The organism is Buttiauxella ferragutiae (assembly GCF_022637515.1).
Lineage (GTDB): Bacteria > Pseudomonadota > Gammaproteobacteria > Enterobacterales > Enterobacteriaceae > Buttiauxella > Buttiauxella ferragutiae.
Genome location: NZ_CP093332.1, coordinates 2,097,110 through 2,118,740, shown reverse-complemented (window position 1 = coordinate 2,118,740; position 21,631 = coordinate 2,097,110). Strand labels below are relative to the sequence as shown.

The following is a 21,631-nucleotide window of genomic DNA, read 5'->3' as shown; positions in this document are numbered from 1 at the left end:
TTGTTAGTAATGAATCGGTTATTTATTAACTCACGTTCAATCAGAAAGTCATAAATAACCGACAGCACACAAGATCAGAGTCAATATTGTATAACGTGACAATTAGCCCTGATCATTCCCCCCCAAATAAGTAATGCGTTCTTGCGTCAGTTTAGTTTGGCATTGATATGTTTTAATTCTCTGCTCAATAGCCGTGGTTAAAAGCTCTGCATCGGATAACTTCCCACACTTAGCCACTTTATCATTCACCCACACCCCCTGAGCTTTACGCATTGAATTTCTGGCAGATTCAGGAAGGTATTTCCACACCTGGTTTAATGTGGCATCGGCTTCATCATAACTTCTTTTAGCGCTTTGCAGCCTGCTTTCACCATTCCCCTGAATAATGGTCTCTTTATCTACGCCCATCAAAGATGACTGGTAAAGGGAAACAGTAATATCGTTATAATTACTAAAGTTATCCACCTGAATATCCTTGCCATTATCTGCTAATTTCAAGTTGTAGCTCACACTCTTCCAGATCACGCTTCCACTATTAAATTTCCCACTCCCTTGGGTAATGCGATAAAGCCTTGATGGGTCATCACCAATGACCGCCAGTGTTTCTGGTGAGACCTTAACTGAAATAGTGGCACTGCATCCCAGTCCATCATCATTGTTACGCATGGTGGAAACATTCGAAGTACTGACGCTGATTAAATCCAACTCCTTCTGATAAGCACTTAATGGTTTGCTAAATTTATCCTGCCCAGCTGCCAGATAGTTACTTTGCAAAACACCAGATGCTTCATCCTTTATATATTTTTTGATGGCATTATTTGCATCATCCCTGCCACATTTAAAATCATTCGAATCAAATAAGCCCGCATTGGCGCTAAAAGAAAACATCGAAATAATTGAAACTGCCACTAAACTCTTATACATATTTACTGCTCCCTATTTTTATTTAGTAAAAAACGCTTATTACTCTTGTCCATCAAATTCCAGCACAATCCCTTCTTCCTCATCCCAGCCTAAAACCAGTGAAGTGGTACGTTGCTGCGCGGCTTTGCGTTGCAGCAACTGCTGGCTGAGTACCGGCAGAATTTGCTGATTCAGCAGGCTGTCGATGTTGCGCGCGCCGGTGTCCGGCAGCAGGCAGGCGGCAACCAGCGTGTCGTACAGGCTGTCGTCGATAGTGGTTTTCAGGCCGTAATGGTTTTTCAGGCGTTTCGCCACCTGGGCCAGTTTCATTTCCACGATGGTTCTTAACGCCACGGCGTTCAGCGGGCGGTAAATCAGCGTCTGGAAGCGCGCCAGCAGCGCGGGCTGGAAGTGGTCGCGCAGGATCGGGCGCAGCAGTTCCTGCAAATCGCCGTCGGTGGCGTCCGGTTGTTCATCCAGCCACTGCATCAGATGGTCGCTGCCGAGGTTGGCGGTCATCAGAATAACCGTGTTGCGGAAGTCGATTTCCCGCCCTTCGCCGTCGCGCATAAAGCCACGGTCAAACACCTGGTAAAACAGGTTGATGACGTCGCGGTGCGCTTTTTCCACTTCATCAAGCAACACCACGCTGTACGGGCGCTTGCGCACCGCTTCGGTCAGAATGCCGCCCTGGCCGTAACCGACGTAGCCCGGAGGGGAACCCTTGAGCTGGGAAACGGTGTGTGCTTCCTGGTATTCACTGAGGTTGATAGTAATCAGTGACTTCTCGCCGCCGAACAGGCTGTCGGCTAGTGACAGCGCGGTTTCAGTTTTGCCCGTGCCGCTCGGGCCAACCAGCAGGAACACGCCCAGCGGGCCGTTTTCCGGTGTCAGGCCGGTTTTTGCCGCGCGCAGGCGTTGCGCCATATCGACCAGTGCTTTGTCCTGGCCAACCACGCGGTTAGCCAGATGATGCTCAAGCATCAGCAGGTCGGTTTGTTCGTCTTTCAGCAGGCTGGTCAGCGGCACGCCGGTCCAGTCGGCAATCACGTTGGCGACGGTGCGCACGTCGACATCCAGCGACAGCAACGGCGCACTGCCCTGCAACTCCGTGAGCTGGTGTTGCAGCGTGCTGATGTCGGCCTGGCGGCTGATGTCCTGACGGACCTCCAGCAGTTGCCGGGTCAGCGCTTTTTCGGCGTGGTACTGGGTTTCCCGTTCCGCCAGCTCACGGGTCAGCTCCGCAGTCCGCTGTTCAATTTGTGTCAGACGTTCGCCCTGGGTGTTGCTGCCCAGCGCGATGTCTTCCAGCAGCGCCTGGTTTTCCATGTCCAGCGCGGTGATATGGGCTTTCAGTTGCGTGAGGGTTTCCGGCAGCGTGTCGAGGCTCATGCGCACGCGGGCACTGGCGGTGTCCAGCAGGTCGACGGCTTTGTCCGGCAACTGGCGGCCTGTGATGTAACGGCGCGACAGGCTGACCGCGGCTTTAACGGCTTCATCAGTGATATGGACGCCGTGGTGTTGTGCATAACGGGATTTCAGGCCGCGTAACATCAGGCTGGCCATCTCGTCATCCGGCTCGTCCACTTTGACTATCTGGAAGCGGCGCTCCAGCGCGGCATCGCGTTCAAAATATTGTTTGTATTCGCTCCAGGTGGTGGCGGCGATGGTGCGCAGTTCGCCACGCGCCAGCGCCGGTTTCAGCAGGTTAGCCGCATCCGCGCCGCCCGCCTGGTTACCCGCGCCAATAATGGTGTGCGCTTCGTCGATAAACAGCAGCACCGGCGTCGGGGAGTTTTGTACCGCGTCGATAACGTTTTTCAGGCGTTGTTCAAATTCGCCCTTCACGCCCGCCCCCGCCTGTAACAGGCCGAGGTCGAGGGTGCGCAGGCTGACGGTTTTCAGGCTGTCCGGCACGTTGCCTTCGGCAATGCGCAGGGCTAAACCTTCGACCAGCGCGGTTTTCCCCACGCCCGGTTCGCCGACCAGAATCGGGTTGTTCTTGCGACGACGCGAAAGGATGTCCACCATCTGGCGGATTTCGTTGTCACGGCCAAACACCGGGTCGATTTTCCCTTCTTTCGCTTTCGCGGTGACGTCGAGGGTGAATTTATCCAGAACCGCCTGTAGTGCTTCGCTCAGATTAGTGCCGGAGACAGTGGCCGGTTTTTCTTCCGCCAGCGTGGACGGCTCGCGGTTCAGGCTTTCCTGCTGCTGCACGTCCGGGCGTTCATCGGACTGCGCATCCAGCAACGGTTTTAGGCGGTTAATCTGCGTTTCACTCAGGCTGAACAGCGGCCACAGGCCTTCACAGCGCAGCAGTTTTGGCTGGCTGATTAAGGCTTCCAGCAGATGAACACTGCGGATCGACTGATTGTCTTCCTGTAAAGACGCCGCAAGCCAGGCGGATTTCATCAGCGTTTGCAGGTCAGCGGCCAGTTGTGGACGGGTGTGTACCGAACGCGGCAGCACATCCAGATGGGCCAGCAGGCTGCGCCATAACTCATCCATGTCCCATTCGTAGCGACGCGCCAGCACGGTGATGTCGCCTTCGCCCAGCTCCAGCAGTTTCAGCAACCAGTGTTCAAGGGTGATTTCGGCATGGGCGCGGGTCTGGCACAGCGTGGCCGCTGCTTCCAGTGCACGGGCGCAGTAGGGGTTTAAGCGACGAAGTAGTACGGCTGACTGCTGTTCCATGATGGCTCCTTGTTGGGGTACGCTACCGCCCTTAGCCTTTTCCTTTTGCAGGAAACCCAGGCCCATAAGGTCGATTGATAGATGCTGTTTTTGTTTGCCTACAGGATTGTCGGATGGTGCTTTGCTTATCCGACCTGGGGGCAAACAAAAACAGCAGACGGTGAACCGTCTGCTGTGGGGTGTTACGCGGTGGTACGTTCGTTCCAGGAATCGGAATGAATGATGTTGCCGTCTTTGTAAGTCCAGGTGATTTTTTCGTAGCGCAGTTCAATCATTTCCAGGTGGTTGTGCTTCTCGTAGCCCGGATCTTTGATGTCGTGCATTTTTGGTGCCACTTTAACCAGTTTAACGTTCTCAAGCTTGGTGTTGAAATATTCAACTTCCTGGCCCGCGTCGTTGATTTTGTACCATTTGAACTCGGCAGATTTCAGGGTCTGACCGGTGGTCACCGCTTTGTACAGATAAGGGCTTGAAGAGTCGATTTCCTTGGTAAACAGGAACGGGGTGTGAATACGGGTCCCCGTCAGTTTGCCGGTGTTGTTGTCAGTCGGGATGTACAGGTTGTGGTCCTGTGACACGATTTCGATGCTGCCTTCACGATCTTTTACGTCAACGGAACCTTTGATGTCCGCACCGCCGTCGTCTTTGAGCCACAGGTAGACTGGAATTGCCATGTTTTACTTCTCCATTTCTTGAGTTGAAACGTCACGTACATCCGGTGACGCTGGTTTTTCGCCCGGTATACGACAGGCATCTGCCTGCGGTACCAGACTGATTTCGACACGCCGGTTATGCGAACGGCCATCTGGCGTCTCGTTTGAAGCAATCGGGCGGCTATCGCCATATCCCTGCACCGCAAAGCAGCTTTCCGGTACATCTCCGGTATCGCGCATCCAGTTGCGTACCGCTTCAGCCCGTCGCAGCGACAGAGTCTGATTAAGCTGAACGCCACCGGTATTGTCCGTGTGACCGCTGACCACGATCAGCCAGCCCGGTTTAGCCTTGATGCCCACCAGCGCATTCACCAGCACTTTGGTGGAGCCGTCTTTGAGCGCCGCCTTGCCAGAATCAAACAGCGACATGCTGTCGAGGCGCACAATTTTCGGTACTGGCTTTGGTTTCGGGGCCGGTGGCGGAACATAGGTATCAATGGCCTGTTGCAGTGCCAGCCACAGTCGTTGTCCTGGGTAATAACCCAGGCTGTAACGCATCGGTTCCCCCTGGCGATGCCAGCGTTCAAGCTCAAGGGCATCTTGCTTAAGTGCCACAAGTGACTGCGCTTTAGGGGCGTAATGGTTCATCGGAATGGCGGACCAGCGCTGGAGATCAGCACCGACCTCGCGTATCAGATTCCGGTTATTGAGTGCAGAAAACCCCAGTGCCGCCAGCGCACACAACCACATCAGAAACACGACGCGACGGGTACGTTGCCCGCCCTGTACCGGAGCCGCAAACGGCGCCAGTAACGGCAGAATGGCATCAGGAAAACGGTTGGCCGGGTCATTGGCTGCCACCACACAGGGGAACTGCAAACAGGTGCGGCGAAACAGCCAGTTTGACCAGACAGACTGGGGAGCAGGGTCGGTATTTGTGGCACCGAGGCGCAACGCCACAGCAAAAGCGCGCACCGGTGGGATTAATCTGTCCGCTTTATCCAGCTCATCAAGCAGCGTTTCGCGAATAAAGCCAAATGCCTGGCTGAGTAGCGGAAGCGTGGCAAGATTTTCTTGCGTCTGCTGCCAGTCAATCAGCGCCTGCGGCGATTCATTGGCCGGACACACCACAGGCTTATTACCACGAACAATCACCCATGGCGTTTGCGGACCAGAGAATTCGCAGCTCACCACCACCGGTAATGTAAAACCGGTCAAAGCACTCAACTGTTTGATTTGCTGACGGAGTGTTTTCAGTGCTGAGCGCAGCACGGCCTCATCCTGGTGCTGGTCGGCCAGACAGACATACATCACGGAAAGCTGACCAATCTGGCGCGGTTGCTGCACCTGAATGCTGCGCACCATGTCCGTTAACTCGCCCACTTCTCCGGCGTGCAACCACCAGCCCTGAGCGGTTTTGCGGAGAGGTTGCCCCTGAAAGATCGTCTCAAGAGCGTCGCCACAAACCAGTACAACCGGCCCCTGGGTATCCAGTAACGGCAGCTCGATAAAGGCATCCGACCCGTTGGTTTGCTGTACGCGGTAGCGGTAGTTTTTCCACACCAGCCAGCCTGCAAGCATGGCGAGCATCAACGTGGCCAGGCTTTTGAACACGTTACTGACGGGCATGAAATACCACAGCAGCCACAGCAACGCCGCAAACCCGGCCAGGGTATGTAAAACAACCGAGAGGATGACTGATTTACGCATTAACGTGGCAACTCCGGTATTTGCGCCGATAGCAGCGCCTGGAGCCACAGATGCCCTCCCCACCAGACCACGCCCGTCAGCACCACCGCCAGCACGACCCAGAACCAGACCGAACGCATCAGGCTCCAGCGATGTTTACCCGTCCGGTGAACGACCAGAGACAGACCGGCATCGGGTTGGGAAACGCGTTCTGACAGCGCTTTAATCACTTCCTCACGCTGTGTCTGACTCACTGCTTGCAGGCTGTACAGCCCCTGGAAACCCAGTGCAATCACGCGGTGATAACAGGTCAAAACCGCATGATTGGGCGCAGGCTGGCGCAGCACTTCCGCAATCCTGTCCCACAAAGCTTCTCCGGCATGCAGGGAGCCGAAAAAACGTGCCTGAAGGGGGGCTTTACGCCAGGCGAGTTGGCCTTCATCAACCAGAGGCGCTTCGCCCGCTGCTGCTTTCCCCGGCTTACGACTCATCACCGCTTCATCCAGCAAAGCGCACTGGGCATAGGAAATATGGTCGATGCTGGCCGCGTCATATCCAGCGCGTTCCAGCGCTTCTCGCACGTTTTCAACCTGCTTGACGCATTTGTCGTACAACGCTGAGCCATCCGGTGTCGTCGACCCTTTTTTCAGCATGGTGACAATCAACCAGGTTTCCGCCATCAACTCGTCGATATCAATGTCGTTTCTCATGAGCGCAGTACCGCAAACAGTTCAAGCTCAAGCTGACCCAGTAAGGCAGGCACATAGAACATGCACACGCCCTGTTCCTGCATCTCATGGGCGGCAGCGCTTTCCATGTCGAGTGCAAAATACTGGTTTTCCATACGCACCGGTAACGCCGCCGGTACGCGGCTAACTGGAATAAGCGGAATGCCTTTCAGTGCCGCACTGTAGATTTCGTTCACATCATCCGGTGAACCTGCCTGGCACAGTGCCGGGAAGCGGTCGGCTATCTGCCACGCCGGAATGTCGGAACGTACCGAGAGATACAGGTCGGCTTCTTCGCGCAGACGGATATCGTGCAGGCTGGCTTTCCAGGTCTGCTCATCCGGACGGGACATTTCAAGCACGATGACCCTGGATGGCAAACTGGCTTCCAGCAAACCGGTGATCAGCTCAAACAATGGCGGGAAGGTGCTGGCCGGTTCAGCATGGTCATAACCAGGGATGGCATCCAGATCGTGGTCCAGAGAGAAAGTCAGCATACTGCCTGCCAGGCGAGCCAGTTCAGCCCAGACCTGTTCAGGATGACGGGCCGGGAAGCGTTCATATTCCGTCAGTACTCGCGCATGGGAATTCAGGGCATTGAGCAACCAGAACAGCGAAACATCGGCGACTGCAAAATCAGCCAGGCGTTCGTTGCTTTCACGGCGCATCGACATCAGGCGCTGGCGGCGGGAGCGAAGCTGGCGATTGAGCAAAACCAGGCGCTCACGCAGCGACGGGCTGGCGGAGAATAACGCCAGCGGCGGAATAAAAGTCGAGTCCTGACGCCATCCGCCCTGCCCGTCCCGGATAAGACGTGCAATCGGGCAGGTTTTCCATGACTCGTTACTTTCATGCGCAAACCGCACAGTAAAATTGAAACGGGCAACGGCCATCGACTCTTCTTCAGCACCGAAGGCATCCTGCACGGTGACCCATTCTTCGCGATAGCGCAGCGGTCTGTCAGAAACGACGTTTTCCTGCTGAACATTGCTCATACCAGGCTGCATCAGCGGCAGTGCGATGACTACCGTGACCACATCGAGGCCAGCAAGCTGCGAAGATGCAAGCTCACGAGGCAGCGGTGGAAGGTCACTGTTTTGGGTGTCGATAAGCGAACCATCTTCCAGCCACAGACGCAGTTGCGAGATCTGGATCAGTCCGGATGAAAGCAAGTTGTCATCAAATTCAACCTTTTCCACCCCCCACGGAAAGGGGGAAGCCAGTGCCGAAACACCGGCACTGCGAAAAGATTCCCATGCTGCCTGCTGCTGGAATTGCTGAGGGGACAGCAATGCCCCCTCATTCCACAGAGGACGATAGATTTTCATCCCTGCAACCACCTTAGGCTTTGGCTTTTGGCATCTGCGAGACAAGAGACAGATTGACGTCCATGCCTTCTACCTGGAAGTGCGGTACCGCGAACAGCTTCACGCGGAAGAAGCCCGGGTTGTCCTCAATATCCTCAACCACGACTTTGGCATCACGCAGCGGGTGGGAAGCCTGAAGGTCATCGCCAGGATCGGTCATTTCAGTCACCAGGCTACGCACCCAGGTATTCAGCTCCAGCTCCAGCAGGCGGCGATCTTTGGTGGTACCGATGTTTTCACGCTGAATCAGCTTCAGGTAGTGCGCGATACGCGACAGCAGGAAGATATACGGCAGGCGGGAGTTGATTCGGCTGTTAGCCGTCGCATCTGCGGTGTCATACAGCGCCGGTTTCTGCGCGGAGTTCGCGGAGAAGAAGCAGGAATAATCGCGATTTTTGTAGTACGACAGCGGGATAAAGCCGAGGTTTGCGAATTCAAATTCGCGGGTTTCCGGGATCATCACTTCACTCGGGATTTTCACCTGGTTGCCGGTACCGAGATCATACAGATGGATTGGCAGATCGGTGACGGCACCACCTGCTTGTGGACCACGGATCTGCACACACCAGCCATTGTTGATGAAGCTTTTCACCATGTTGGCGGCAAACGCAAATGAAGCGTTGGTCCACAGGTATTTTTCGTGATCGGGTCCCTTCACTTCCTCAACATAGTTGAAGCTACGAACCGGCACCGTATCCGGGCCATACGGCAGGCGGCCCAGCACACGCGGCATGGTCAGGCCGATGTAGCGGGAATCTTCAGAATCACGGAAGGACTTCCATTTGATATATTCGGCGCGGTCAAAATAGTTGCCGATGTCTTTAATCGCCGCCACTTCTTCCATGCTGGATTTGTGGAAGAATTTAGGGCCAACCGAGCCGACAAACGGCATATGGGCAGCAGCAGACACTTTGGAAATATTGCGCAGCAGCGCCACATCTTGCGCAGACGCATCGAACTCATATGAAGAAATGATGGCCGCAATCGGCTCCCCGCCAGGGGTATCATATTCATCAATATAGGTATGTTTATACAGCCCGCTCTGGATGATTTCCGGCGCGTCTTCAAAGTCCTGGCGCAGGTCATCTTTAGAGACATCCAGAACTTCAATCTTCACATTCTGGCGGAAATCCGTGCGGTCAACGGTATGTTTGAGTCCACGCCACAGGCCTTCGATGCGCTGAAACTCAGGGTGGTGCATCACTTCGTCCAGTTGACGGCTGATCTGGCAGTCCAGTTCAGCGATATGCTGGTCCAGTAAGTTTTTATCGAGTTTTTCGACTTTCTGGCCTGACTTGGTAATCACCTGCATGAAGACCTGAATCGCCGCAGTGACACGTTCATCTGTTGAGGCTTCCGCCATGATGTTGGCGTCCTGGTAATCGGTGATATCACTCAGATTATGGACCGGAGTCAGATTGATTTTTTCAAACAGTGAAGCATAAACACTATTGTGTGGCGTTTTTTCCAGGACAGTCGTTTGCCCCTGTACTGAATGTGTTTCGCTATTTACAGACATCAGCATTCTCTCTGTTAATCCATTAAATATTTCACCCTGTGATTATTCAGGGGCAAGGGCACTCAATTCGTCACGTAATTCCTGGGTTAACGCCGGGTCGATTAGAATTTTTTCAAGCTCTTTTCGGAAAGTAACATTATCCAGAAGATTAGATTTCAGATCGCGAAGTAAATTACGCATGGCAAGCATGGCGCGGAGCTGAGGTATTTGGCGAGCAACTTGCTCTGGTTCAAAATCTTTCATTTCCTGGAAACTCAGGCTGACATTTTCCTCAGTGCCATCATTAGAAAGTGTGTTTGAGACAGAGTATTTAACTTCAGGGTTTAATTCAGAGAGGACGCTATTAAAGTTGTTTTTATTAATATTCACTTTGCTTCTTTCTGAAAGCGGGAGGGTTTCTTTTCCATTACTGAAATCCCCTACTGCCAGTAGCTTCAGCGGTAATTCAACTTTCTTCTGTGCTGAGCCTGTATGCAGGTCCAGGCGGATGTTAACGCGTGCTTTTGGTATCTCGCTTTGGAAGGTCGAGTCAGCCATATCATTCCCTTAGTATGTTAACGGTTAAGACAAAATCCATAGGGTTTCTTTACAAAACCATGATAGAGCAAATAGCTAACCCAGATCAAATTTACAGTTCATTGAACTTTTATTAGAAAATTCCTAAGAATTTTCCACTAAACAAGTACAAGAGTCAGGCAAATGAGGGGAACTGAAAATGAGCACAACAGAAGATTTGTTAACTAAATTTAACATTTAATGCAGTCATATATTCTGTTTGTTTTCGTTAAATTAGATAAACAAAGCACTAATTGATTTTTTTGATGTACGTCACAGTTTTATTAATAAGCCCGTCCAGACTGGAAAGTGAATAAAACCGTTTTTATATAATAAGCATGGGAATATTTTAAAAACTAAGAATTTCCCCGAAAGAAAATCCAAAAATAGACGATGATTTCTTCGATTTATTTGAAACAAAATGCTTCATTAAAATTCATTTAATGAATACATTCACTTTGATTATTATGTTCTTTGTATTTATCAACAAAGGTGATAATTAAAGGATTTCAAGAAATTCAGTAAAATTGATCTATTGACTGGAGTAAACGATCAGATTGGCGATGCAAATAGTTATAACATTTCATTAGCCGGTCACGTTCGATACGTTTGTTGTGTCAATCCGGAAATTGTTAAATCAGCGAACAATTTGCTATTCGCTTCGCAACACGTTCAATCACCGGCTTCCTGTATCCTCAGTATCCAAACCGCTCCTGATTTTTGCTTTATGTGGAGCTATCCCAATATGCTGCCGGCAGCGACGGTCAGCGACATTAACAGCATTATCGGGTAGTAGTGAGGTTGGAGCGGATATTTAAGAAGCACGCACAGGAAACTGGGCTGCTCCTCATCTTTGAACGTATTGTTAAGTCTGAAACGTCCGCTTCGGAATAAACGGACTGTCAGCTCTCTTTAGACACAGTTGCACTACGGGGAAAGTCCCTCGTTACTCGCTCTGACTACGCTTCCTACAAGGAACACCATTATAATTATCATCCCACTCAGTGGAACTGCTCATACCAGGTTTATGTAACCAGCAGCTATTGGTGGTCATTCTGGTGGTCTTGACAGAAAGGTAATTCAGGATTAGCCAGTTATTGGCAAAGGCGATCCCAGTCAGAGGAGCCAAATTTAAGAAGCCCGCTTAGGAAACTAAGCGGGCTTTTTACTGTTAGACTTCATGCGAATTTTTATGACTATTTAGTTGTCTGAATTCTTGCGGTATAAACGAAAAGACGACCAGACTCAATATTGCGCGGGTTAATACGTCGCTAACGAACGCCATACCGAACCAGACGTCTTACCGCTTCACCATCGAATGGTATAGGGTTCATTCCCTAACTCCCATTTATCGTCATTCAGCTCAATAAGAATTCCGCTACGCGACCATGAATCTTTATCACTGTAAATGGATAACTGTTCTTTTAGTACCGCATTATTCAGCCACGGTGTTTTATGTTGATCGAGTTTCCATTTAAAATTAACCCATGAAACAAGATGAGGATTATCATCATAGGGGTTCTTTAATGGTTTCATATATTTCTCCACGCCACCGTACTGAATATGTGCACAAAAGCGGTTTGCGCCGTAGAGTCCTTGAGGAAGATGACCTGATTTAGGATCATCATAGCGATAAAACTTGTTCCCTAGCGGGGTTAATTCTACATAACTTAACGCAACATTAGGGGATGTTGATGAGTCAGTGCCAGCAGCTTTTGCCTTAAAAACGGCCAATGCAGACGCCCCCTCACCAGAATTAAACTTTACTGTGATTAAACCAGCATCAATCAGTGCAGCTACATCTTTTCTGATATCCCCTGACGGATACATCAATGAAGCGGTTTCAGTATTCCCTGGAAGTTTAACGCCTGGATTGGGCATACTTACACAAGCATTAGCAGGTATATTTTGAGTCTCAGTGAGTGCTGTTGTGAGCAGGGTATCGATATCACTTTCTTTCAGTTGGGCGAAAACAGGACTACAACTCATTAAAATTAATGCACCAGCAACTATCCTGCCGACAGTATTTCCCAAGCGTGGACACTGCGATTTAGAGCCTTCTAATATCCCCACCATTACTCTCCATTTGATTACTTTTAATTAATAAATTACTTGTCACGTTTTTCGGTTTATATAAGAAATTCAGGCGGCGTTTTCAGCAATCACCGTTCTCCATTATTTCAGCCTCAGAGTACTTTGACCAGCGGCAGCACTAACCGGCACATCCTGATGTACTGATGATGCGCGGAGCTAATCCAGCTTACGAAAAAGGGTCATCATTAGTCTCAAACCCGCTCAGGAAACCAGATAATTTTTTGCATTTCTGTCGTCCAGTATCTGCTGCAGTCGGTTCACCAGTTCCGCCAGGCTGCCTGCCTGCATTTTTTCCATCACCCTGGCGCGGTGCACTTCCACCGTGCGTACCGCAATATTCATGGTGCTGGCAATCTCACGGTTGATTAACCCATCTGCCACCAGCCCCGCCAGCTCCCGCTCTTTAGGTGTCAGTTGCTGATAACAGGCGACAATTTTTTGCCGTTCAAATGTCTGCTCAGAAACCAGTAATGCATGTTCCAGCGCCAACTGAAGGGGCTTTGCCGATACGGGCTTTTGCAGGAAATCGACCGCACCGCGTTTCATTTGTTCTACCGCCATCGGAACATCACCATGGCCGGTGAGGAACACCACCGCCAGCGTACTGCCGCGTCGCAACATTTCCTCATGCACGGCCTGGCCATCCATAACCGGCATACGCATATCCAACAACAGCACACCCGTCTGGTATAACTCTGCCTGCGAAAAAAACATTGCCCCTTCATGCCAGCAGTGAACTTCATATCCCAGGCTTTCAAGCAAAAAAGCACAGGCTTGAGTCACTGCCATATCGTCATCTAACAGATGAATTATCGCCATTGCTGTTTCATTCCTCCTTGCGCGTAAAATCTAACACCACCGCCACACCCAACTGACCATCCGCGGCTTTTTGATTCTGGATACTGATCTCTCCCTGGCCATAACGGACTAAACGCTGGCATATCACCAGTCCGAGTCCCATTCCCTCGTCGCGGGTGGTCATAAAAGGCTGGAAAGCCTGGCGCAGTAACACCTCATCAATGCCTCCGGCATTATCTTGTAGGGTAATTCGCGTGCCGCTGTCTTTATCGTCCACCATTAACCAGATCGTTGTGGCTCCCGCCTGAGCCGCATTCAGGGTCAGGTTGGTCAGCACTTGTTCAAGCAGCATTGGCGGCAGCTGCAAAGTCTGTGCGGAATTGGCCTCCATTTGCAGTGTTAATGCCGGGAAATGCTGCTCCATGCGCAATAATCGCCAGACATGTAACATCGCATCACGAATGCTGACTTGCCCCCACTCCTCGCTCATCACTGGGTTACCCTGCGCCTGGCTGACCCAGTGGCGCAGGTTACGCAAAGTGTCGGCTCCACGTTGTGCCTGCCGGTCAATTTCTTGCAGCGCCGCCTGCAGTGGATGTTGCTCATTCTGCGCCTCAAGGCGAATCAGGCATCCCTCGGCATAATGCCGAATGGCCGAGAGCGGTTGATTCAGCTCGTGGGCGAAACCAGATGTCATCTCTCCCAGCACGCTCATTTGTCTTGCCGTTTCCAGCGCCTGCTCCTGCTGACGCAGCAGCACATTATTGCGCTCTAGCTGCTGGCCACGCCGCCGTACCAGTAGCATCACCCAGATGTAATTTAGCGTGAGCAGTAGCAGGACCAACGCCACGGTGCCCATTGCCAGCTGATGTTGAATCAACCAGCTTTTGATATCCAGCCACAAACGTCGCTGTTGCGGATGCTGGCGTATGTCTTGCAACAGTGTTTCGACCTGGTTGGTCGAGGCCGGAGCCCCCCAACGAAAAGACGCGCTTTCTGGGGAATTAAGCAAAACCTTCGTGACCCGATCCGCCAGTTCATCACTGACCATCGGCATTGCGGCAAAAGACCAGTTGGGATAAAGCGGCGTGCTGGTTAAGCAGGGAATAGAGGCCGAATGGTTTAACAGCGCGACAAAATCTTGCTTATGGATAAGTCCCTCTTCCTCCATATTCTCCAGCAGGCAGACCGGCACGATCGCCGCCTGAATGGCTTTTTCGCGTAACAAATAGAGCAAAGCATCAGCCGGGAAACCGGTGAAGCGCAAATTCAGGTCACGTTCCGGGCGGATACCGCTATCAATGAGCGCTTTATATCCCAGTAAATAGCCGCCAAAAGCCTGCGCATCAATAGCGCCTACCGTTTTGCCAATCAGCTCGTGTACCGAGGTAATACCGCTGTCACGACGGGCGAGGATCACACTGCCGATTACATTGCTCTCCGCTTTGCCACCACGAGCAGAACGCAAAGAAGCCAGCCAACGCAGCGGTGAATGGCTATTGAGTTGCACAAACTGCGCCGGATTGGTCACCACAAACTGTACCGTTTTGCGGTTAACAGCCTCCTGCATTTGATGCAGATCGAGCGGTTGAATGTGAAACGCCTCGCCGGGAAGTTGTTGGTTGAGCGTGGTTTCCAGCGCTTGCCAGTGGCTGCGGGTCAACACCTCTCCACGCATCGCCAGAACACCAATGTTCCACGATTCCGCCCACGCAACACCGCTCATCATGATGGCTGACATGAATAACGCCAGACATCTCATCTGTGTCCCAATCACCGAATTATCCCTGTTGATTATGTTGTTTTAGATCAACAACAAGCTGGTTATGTGGTTAACCACAATAGAGCCGCCACTCCCTGATTTTTACACTGTAAATCATAGACATTTTTTATACATCACTAGCCGAACAATGACGTGACCAATGTTTTGTTGTTGCATCATGACGGGAGAAAATATGGACAGCAGTAAACGGCAGTTTCTCCAGCAACTGGGCATCCTGAGTGCAGGAGCCTCTTTAGTGCCACTGGCTCAGGCAAAATTCCCCTTCTCTCCTGAGCGACGTGAAGGTTCCGCACGCCACCGTTATGCCATGCTTATCGACTTGCGCCGCTGTATTGGTTGCCAGGCCTGCACAGTGAGTTGCGCTATCGAAAACCAGACCCCACAGGGTGAATTTCGCACCCATGTAAACCAATATCAGGTGCAAGTTGAAGGCGAGGAGAGCGTCACCAACGTGCTGCTTCCTCGCCTGTGTAACCATTGCGATAACCCTCCCTGCGTGCCGGTTTGCCCGGTTCAGGCCACATTCCAGCGGGAAGACGGCATTGTCGTGGTCGACAACACACGGTGCGTCGGTTGCGCTTATTGCGTTCAGGCTTGCCCCTATGACGCACGCTTTATCAATCACGAAACCCAAACTGCCGATAAATGCACCTTCTGCGTCCACAGACTGGAGGTCGGATTGCTCCCCGCCTGTGTGGAGTCTTGCGTTGGTGGCGCACGTATTATCGGCGACCTGCAAGACCCAAATAGCCGCATCGCGCAGATGCTCCACGCCCACCACGCAGCCATCAAAGTATTGAAACCGGAGAACGGCACCCAACCCCATGTTTTCTATTTAGGTCTGGACGAGACGTTCACCACCCCGTTGATGGGGCGCGCTCAGCCCGCACTCTGGCAGGAGGTTTAAATGACCCATTCTCTGTTAGTCGAAGAAGTACTTACCCGGCCGCAGGAAATTAGCTGGCTTCCCTGGGCGGTGCAGTACTTCTTTTTCATCGGCATTGCCGCCTGTGCCGCTCTGTTTGCCTGCGTGCTTCACTGGCGTAAAAGCGATTCGGCAAAACTGGAAAACCTGACGCTGCTGATTGCCTTAACCTGTGCCATCACCGCGCCTCTGGCACTTACGGCGGATCTGCATCAAACCGCCCGCTTCTGGCATTTCTACGCTTATCCAACGCCGTGGTCGTGGATGCCATGGGGCGCACTATTTTTGCCGCTGTTCACCGCTTTTTTAGGCTTATGGTTTCTGGCGTTGCAGCTCAAACGCTTTACCAAAAAAAGCTACCGGGCGACCAAATGGCTGGCACTGGCAAGTGCACTGACCGCAGCAGGATTGCTGCTGTATACCGGACGTGAAGTCTCTATCGTACAGGCGCGCCCCATCTGGTTTAGCTATACATTTCCGGTGGCTATGTTTCTCAGTGCTTTTCATACATTTTTCGCGCTGCTTATCCTGTCGCTGCGCGGTGAACCGGCGTTACAGCGCAAACTGGCTCTGTGGCAGCTCTGGACTTTAGGTGGACTTGCCTTCGTCGTGGTGTTTTGGGTCAACGGCGACACGCTCTCCGGCGTAGCTATTCGCGACTGGCTTACGGTGTCTGCATCGGCCAGGCACTACGCAGCTGGTTGGGCTGTACTTTGGTTTATCTCGCTGGGTCTTGGTGGTGTGGCGTTATTCCAGCCGCTAACGATGCCGTTACGCATTTTGCAGGCGTTAAGCGCCATGGCGTTGTGCTGGCTAATGCGCTGGACCTTACTGATTCAGGTGCAAACTGTGCCGAAATTCAACGCTCAATTTAACCCTTACACCCTGCCCGCGGGGACTGATGGCTGGCTTGCCATCCTCGGTACCTTTGGTTTGTGGATAGCGCTGCTCATTATTATCCGTGAAACCGTGAACGGATTCGCAAGGAGAATACAACATGGCTAATTTAACCCGTCGTCAGTGGCTTAAAGTCGGCCTTGCCGTGGGCGGAATGGTAACCTTTGGGCTGAGTTACCGGGATGTCGCAAAGCGGGCGATTGACGGCTTGCAAAACGGAACCTCCGGCAAGATAACCCGCGACCGCATCTTCGCAAATGCGCTCATTCCCGAGGCTCACGCTCACGCGCAACCGCAATGGCAACAAAACCCGCAACAGGTGATCTCCATGACGCAGTGTTTTGGCTGCTGGACGCAGTGCGGCGTGCGGGTGAGGGTCGATTGCGAAAAGGAGAAAGTGCTGCGCATTGCCGGTAACCCTTATCACCCGTTATCCCATGAACATCACATCAATTCCGCCGTGCCGTTTGCAGAAGCGATGGCGCAACTTGCCGGAGAAAGCGGCCTCGATTCCCGCTCCACCGCTTGCGCACGTGGCGCGACCTTGATGGAAGGCCTGTACAGCCCGCTGCGGATTCTGGAACCGATGAAACGCGTCGGTAAACGTGGCGAGGGGAAATGGCAACGCGTCAGTTTTGAACAACTTATTGAAGAAGTCGTGGAAGGTGGCGACCTGTTTGGCGAGGGGAATGTAGAAGGTCTGCGCGCCCTTTATGCACCAACGACGCTTATCGACCCGGCGCATCCAGGGTTTGGCCCGAAGACCAACCAGTTACTGGTCACCAATACCAGTGATGACGGGCGCGATACCTTCCTGCGCCGTTTTGCGCTCAACAGTTTCGGCAGCAAAAACTTCGGTGCACACGGTGCCTATTGCGGCCTTGCCTACCGGGCAGGCTCCGGTGCACTGATGGGCGATCTTGAAAAGAACTCGCATGTTAAACCTGACTGGGATCACGTTGAATTCGCGCTGTTTATCGGCACATCTCCCGCACAATCCGGCAACCCATTTAAGCGCCAGGCCCGGCAACTCTCCAGCGCCCGTCTGCGCGATAATTTTCAGTATGTTGTGGTTGCTCCGGCGCTGCCGTTAACCACGGTTCTGGCTGACGATCGCGGCCACTGGCTGCCGGTTATTCCTGGCAGTGATTCGGCGTTGGCGATGGGCATGATTCGCTGGATTATCGAAAAACAACGTTATAACGCCGACTATCTGGCCATCCCCGACGCACAAGCGATGCAGCAAGCCGGCGAAAAAAGCTGGACCAACGCCTCGCATCTGGTGATCAGCGATGAACTGCCGCAACTTGCCGGTCAGCATTTGACGCTGGCGCATCTGAGTGAGGATGGCGCAAACGAACCGGTGGTGATGAACGAAAACCAGCAGATGGTTTCTGCCAGCCGTTGCCAGCGCGCACAATTGTTTGTCTCACAGTTGGTCACGCTGGCGGACGGCCAAGCCGTCACCGTGAAAAGTGGCTTCCAGTTGCTAAAAGAGTCGGCCAATAAACTGACGCTTACGCAATACAGCCAGCAGTGTGGCGTGCCGGAGGGGAAAATTGCTGCGCTGGCGGAGGCTTTCACCCAGCACGGGCGCAAAGCCGCCGTGATCGCCCACGGCGGGATGATGGCAGGCAACGGGTTTTACAACGCCTGGGCGGTCATGATGCTCAACGCGCTGATCGGCAATCTTAGTCTGGAAGGCGGTGTGTTTGTCGGCGGCGGGAAGTTCAACGGTGCGACCGATGGCCCGCGCTATAACATGGACAGCTTCCCAGGTAAGGTCAAACCGCAAGGGTTGAGTATCGCGCGCAGCAAAACGGCGTATGAGTCTTCAGAAGAGTATCGCAATAAAGTGGCCGCAGGGGTTTCCCCCTTCCCTGCCAAAGCACCGTGGTATCCGTTTGTGGCAGGGCAACTGACTGAACTACTTACCTCCGCACTGGAGGGTTACCCTTATCCACTGAAAGCGTGGATCTCCAATATGACCAATCCGTTCTACGGCATTCCTGGGTTGCGGGCCGTGGCGGAAGATAAGCTCAAAGACCCTAAACGCCTGCCGCTGTTTATCGCCATTGACGCCTTTATGAATGAAACTACTGCCCTGGCAGACTACATCGTTCCGGACACCCATAACTTCGAAAGCTGGGGATTTAGTGCGCCGTGGGCAGGGGTTGCCAGTAAAGCCACCACCGCCCGCTGGCCGATCGTTGCTTCAGCAACAAGCCAGACCGCAGACGGGCAACCGGTGTCAATGGAAGCCTTCTGCATCGCCGTAGCGAAGCGCCTGCAACTGCCTGGTTTTGGCGACCATGCGATTACCGATCTGCAAGGCAACAGCTACCCGCTCAATCGCGCGGAAGATTACTATCTGCGCATTGCCGCCAATATCGCATATATGGGCAAAGCGCCCGTCACGCCAGCGAATCATCAAGATGTGACGTTAAGCGGCGTGCGACGAATTCTGCCAGTGATTCAGCAGACGCTAAAACCGGACGAAGTGGAGCGTGTGGCGTTCATCTATTCCCGTGGCGGGCGTTTTGCGCCGGACAGCAGCGGGCGCGCCGACAACAGTGTGGGCAATGTCTGGCAAAAACCGCTGCAAATCTGGAATGCCGATGTTGCTGCACATCGCCATGCGATAACCGGTGAACGCTACAGCGGCTGTCCGGCCTGGTATCCTTCACGGTTGTCTGACGGGCGTTCAGTTGACGACATATTCCCAGTGCAGCAGTGGCCACTGAAGCTCATTTCTTTTAAATCTAATACCATGGCCAGCGCCTCTACGGTGATCCCGCGCTTACATCATCTCAAACCCACTAACCTGGTGGCGCTGAATCCTGAGGACGGTAAACGTTACGGTTTGACCCACGGTGATACTGCGCGCATCACCACACCTGGCGGGCACGTTGAGGCACAAATCAGTTTGCTCCACGGCGTGATGCCTGGCGTCATCACCATTGAGCACGGTTACGGGCACCGGGAAATGGGTGCCGCGCAACATTATCTCGACGGAGAAGCTATGGCGGTGGATACGCAGATAAAAGCGGGAGTTAACCTGAATGATTTAGGGTTTGCTGACCCAACGCGTAAGGTCGCCAATACCTGGCTGGACTGGGTTTCCGGAGCGTCAGTCAGACAGGGGCTTCCGGCAAAAATCGAACGGGTGTAATTCAAAAGCCTGCTAATTTAAGCAGGCTTGAGACTGATGACAAACTTATTCATAGGTCAGATAAGCGCAGCGTCATCCGACACAACGGCGTAAATGGTGGATGACGCTAGCGCTTATCCACCCTACAAAAACAAATCCTTATGAAACCTCGTAGGTCGGATAAGCGCAGCGTCATCCGACACCACTGGCGTAAATGGTGGATGACGCTAGCGCTTATCCACCCTACAAAAACAAATCCTTCTGAAACCTCGTAGCTACCGTCTTGGACGTCAAGCGGTAGCTGCATAATTTTCATCCCATGGTAATCGGGTTTTCAGTACGCCGAAGCACATATGCACCAGCTTACGCATCACTGCACCCAGGGCCGCTTTTTTCGCCTTACCTTTCGCTACCAGCCTTTCATATATCGCCTTCGCGGGTTTATTCCACCGGATTGCACTCAGGGCTGCTACATACAGTTTGGCTCTGACTATTGAGGGGCCTGTTTTTGACATATGTGCCCGCCCGCGTACCGAACTGCCGGACACTCTCTCCACCGGTGTTATTCCCAGATACGCTGCCACCTGCGAGGCACTTTTGAACGTCCCGTCTTTCAGTAGTGCCAGCATCTCCCGTCCCACCTGCTCCTTCACACATTTTATCGATTTCAGCAGCTCCAGATCGGCCTTCAGTCCCGGGTCGTTATCTGTGTGGTCAGTAATGAGCTTTTCTATCCGTTCCAGTTCATCACTCAGCCAGCCGTGTGTCCGCTCCAGTGAGGCTATGACCTCCCGTGGTGTCGAGGTTGAATGCGCTTTTTCAAGCCGGTTGGCCGTCCTCTGCACATCCTCTTTCAGCGCGTCGCGCTGACGCAACAACGCCCTGAGTTTACGGACTTCAACTGACGGTGGGACCCAGGCATCGGGATGCTTCAGCTCGCCATAACAGGCCAGCACAAATGCGTCCACTGTGTCATTTTTCGTGAGGATATCCATTCCGCAGGCAAACTCACGGACACGGTATGGATTGGCCATGCAGACAGAAATCCCCGCATCATGAAGCCCATACGCCAGATTCTCATGGTAGATACCCGTGGCTTCCATCACGACTGTCATATTATCAGAGGCGCATTTTTGGGCCTCCAGCCAGTCGATGATTTTGCGGGCCACACAGGGTTCATTGGTGAAGACTTTCTGCTTTTTCTTACCCTTAATACCGGCAACAAGCAGACAGACATCTATTTTATTTTTGCTGATATCAGCACCGAGAAAAGCCATATTTCATCTCCTTCCACGTGAACCAACACGCCATTCCAGCCTTGTACATGCGAAGTCAGAGCTTCTGGTTACCGTTCGGATTTTGAGTGGCGTGAAAGGTGAAACGGAGGGCTTAAGCTACGTCGGAAGATCGAGGTCTTCAGGTCGGATACAAGCTTCCTCCGTTTCATGTAACCGGTAGCTAACCAGCTACCGGTTCAAGATACAAGGTCGGATAAGCGCAGCGTCATCCGACACCACTGGCGTAAAATGGTGGATGACGCTAGCGCTTATCCACCCTACAAAAACAAATCCTTATGAAACCTCGTAGGTCAGATAAGCGCAGCGTCATCCGACACAACGGCGTAAATGGTGGATGACGCTAACGCTTATCCACCCTACAAAAACAAATCCTTATGAAACCTCGTAGGTCGGATAAGCGCAGCGTCATCCGACACAACGGCGTAAATGGTGGATGACGCTAACGCTTATCCACCCTACAAAAACAAATCCTTATGAAACCTCGTAGGTCGGATAAGCGCAGCGTCATCCGACACAACGGGCGTAAATGGTGGATGACGCTAACGCTTATCCACCCTACAAAAACAAATCCTTA

Annotated in this window: 15 protein-coding genes; 3 read left to right on the top strand and 12 right to left on the bottom strand. The window is 52.5% G+C overall.

Annotated elements, in window-relative coordinates:
- Window positions 1–102: 102 nt before the first annotated feature.
- The 11 genes from MNO13_RS09755 to ttrS all read right to left on the bottom strand — a co-directional run bounded on the left by MNO13_RS09755 (window position 103) and on the right by ttrS (window position 14,765).
- The gene (locus MNO13_RS09755) at window positions 103–924 is read right to left on the bottom strand and encodes a lysozyme inhibitor LprI family protein (RefSeq protein WP_232887356.1); all 822 of its coding nucleotides are present in this window, start codon (window positions 922–924) and stop codon (window positions 103–105) included.
- A 39-nt stretch (window positions 925–963) separates the two neighbouring features.
- Entirely contained in the window at window positions 964–3,600 is a 2,637-nt protein-coding gene (gene tssH / locus MNO13_RS09750) for a type VI secretion system ATPase TssH (RefSeq protein WP_241939901.1), read from the bottom strand.
- Between the two features lie 182 nt (window positions 3,601–3,782).
- Window positions 3,783–4,274 (bottom strand): Hcp family type VI secretion system effector, encoded by a 492-nt coding sequence (locus MNO13_RS09745; protein WP_232887354.1) that lies wholly within the window; start codon window positions 4,272–4,274, stop codon window positions 3,783–3,785.
- A gap of 3 nt (window positions 4,275–4,277) precedes the next feature.
- On the bottom strand, window positions 4,278–5,963 hold the full coding sequence (locus tag MNO13_RS09740; RefSeq protein WP_241940058.1) for an OmpA family protein: 1,686 nt from the start codon (window positions 5,961–5,963) through the stop codon (window positions 4,278–4,280).
- The gene (gene tssL, locus MNO13_RS09735; RefSeq protein ID WP_232887353.1) at window positions 5,963–6,652 is read right to left on the bottom strand and encodes a type VI secretion system protein TssL, short form; all 690 of its coding nucleotides are present in this window, start codon (window positions 6,650–6,652) and stop codon (window positions 5,963–5,965) included. The genes MNO13_RS09740 and tssL overlap by 1 nt, the downstream gene beginning before the upstream one ends.
- Complete coding sequence (tssK, locus tag MNO13_RS09730; protein WP_241939900.1) at window positions 6,649–7,998, bottom strand: type VI secretion system baseplate subunit TssK; 1,350 nt, start codon at window positions 7,996–7,998, stop codon at window positions 6,649–6,651. Before tssK ends, tssL begins: the two co-directional genes overlap by 4 nt.
- Window positions 7,999–8,011: 13 nt before the next feature.
- Window positions 8,012–9,556: a type VI secretion system contractile sheath large subunit gene (tssC, locus tag MNO13_RS09725; RefSeq protein WP_232887351.1), complete on the bottom strand. Its 1,545-nt coding sequence runs from the start codon at window positions 9,554–9,556 to the stop codon at window positions 8,012–8,014.
- A gap of 42 nt (window positions 9,557–9,598) precedes the next feature.
- Window positions 9,599–10,093 (bottom strand): type VI secretion system contractile sheath small subunit, encoded by a 495-nt coding sequence (gene tssB, locus MNO13_RS09720; protein ID WP_232887350.1) that lies wholly within the window; start codon window positions 10,091–10,093, stop codon window positions 9,599–9,601.
- A gap of 1,326 nt (window positions 10,094–11,419) precedes the next feature.
- Window positions 11,420–12,187, bottom strand: coding sequence for a hypothetical protein (locus MNO13_RS09715; protein ID WP_232887342.1), 768 nt, complete (start codon window positions 12,185–12,187; stop codon window positions 11,420–11,422).
- Window positions 12,188–12,406: 219 nt separating this feature from the next.
- Complete coding sequence (gene ttrR / locus MNO13_RS09710; RefSeq protein WP_064545596.1) at window positions 12,407–13,024, bottom strand: tetrathionate respiration response regulator TtrR; 618 nt, start codon at window positions 13,022–13,024, stop codon at window positions 12,407–12,409.
- 7 nt (window positions 13,025–13,031) lie between these two features.
- Window positions 13,032–14,765, bottom strand: a complete 1,734-nt coding sequence (gene ttrS, locus MNO13_RS09705; protein WP_422387220.1) for a tetrathionate respiration histidine kinase TtrS — start codon at window positions 14,763–14,765, stop codon at window positions 13,032–13,034.
- 193 nt (window positions 14,766–14,958) lie between these two features.
- Here ttrS and ttrB point away from each other — a divergent pair, with 193 nt between their 5' ends.
- Genes ttrB through ttrA form a run of 3 tightly spaced genes read left to right on the top strand, consistent with a single transcriptional unit; the run spans window position 14,959 to window position 19,780 of the window.
- Entirely contained in the window at window positions 14,959–15,693 is a 735-nt protein-coding gene (ttrB, locus tag MNO13_RS09700; protein ID WP_166642038.1) for a tetrathionate reductase subunit TtrB, read from the top strand.
- The gene (gene ttrC / locus MNO13_RS09695) at window positions 15,694–16,716 is read left to right on the top strand and encodes a tetrathionate reductase subunit TtrC (RefSeq protein WP_241939898.1); all 1,023 of its coding nucleotides are present in this window, start codon (window positions 15,694–15,696) and stop codon (window positions 16,714–16,716) included. It abuts the gene before it with no gap.
- Window positions 16,709–19,780 carry a tetrathionate reductase subunit TtrA gene (gene ttrA, locus MNO13_RS09690; RefSeq protein ID WP_241939897.1) on the top strand — a complete coding sequence of 1,024 codons (3,072 nt, stop codon included), beginning with the start codon at window positions 16,709–16,711 and terminating at the stop codon, window positions 19,778–19,780. Before ttrC ends, ttrA begins: the two co-directional genes overlap by 8 nt.
- Before the next feature lie 269 nt (window positions 19,781–20,049).
- Here the strand turns inward: ttrA and MNO13_RS09685 are convergent, their stop codons facing one another.
- Window positions 20,050–21,036: an IS110 family RNA-guided transposase gene (locus tag MNO13_RS09685; protein WP_121815380.1), complete on the bottom strand. Its 987-nt coding sequence runs from the start codon at window positions 21,034–21,036 to the stop codon at window positions 20,050–20,052.
- Between the last annotated feature and the right edge of the window lie 595 nt (window positions 21,037–21,631).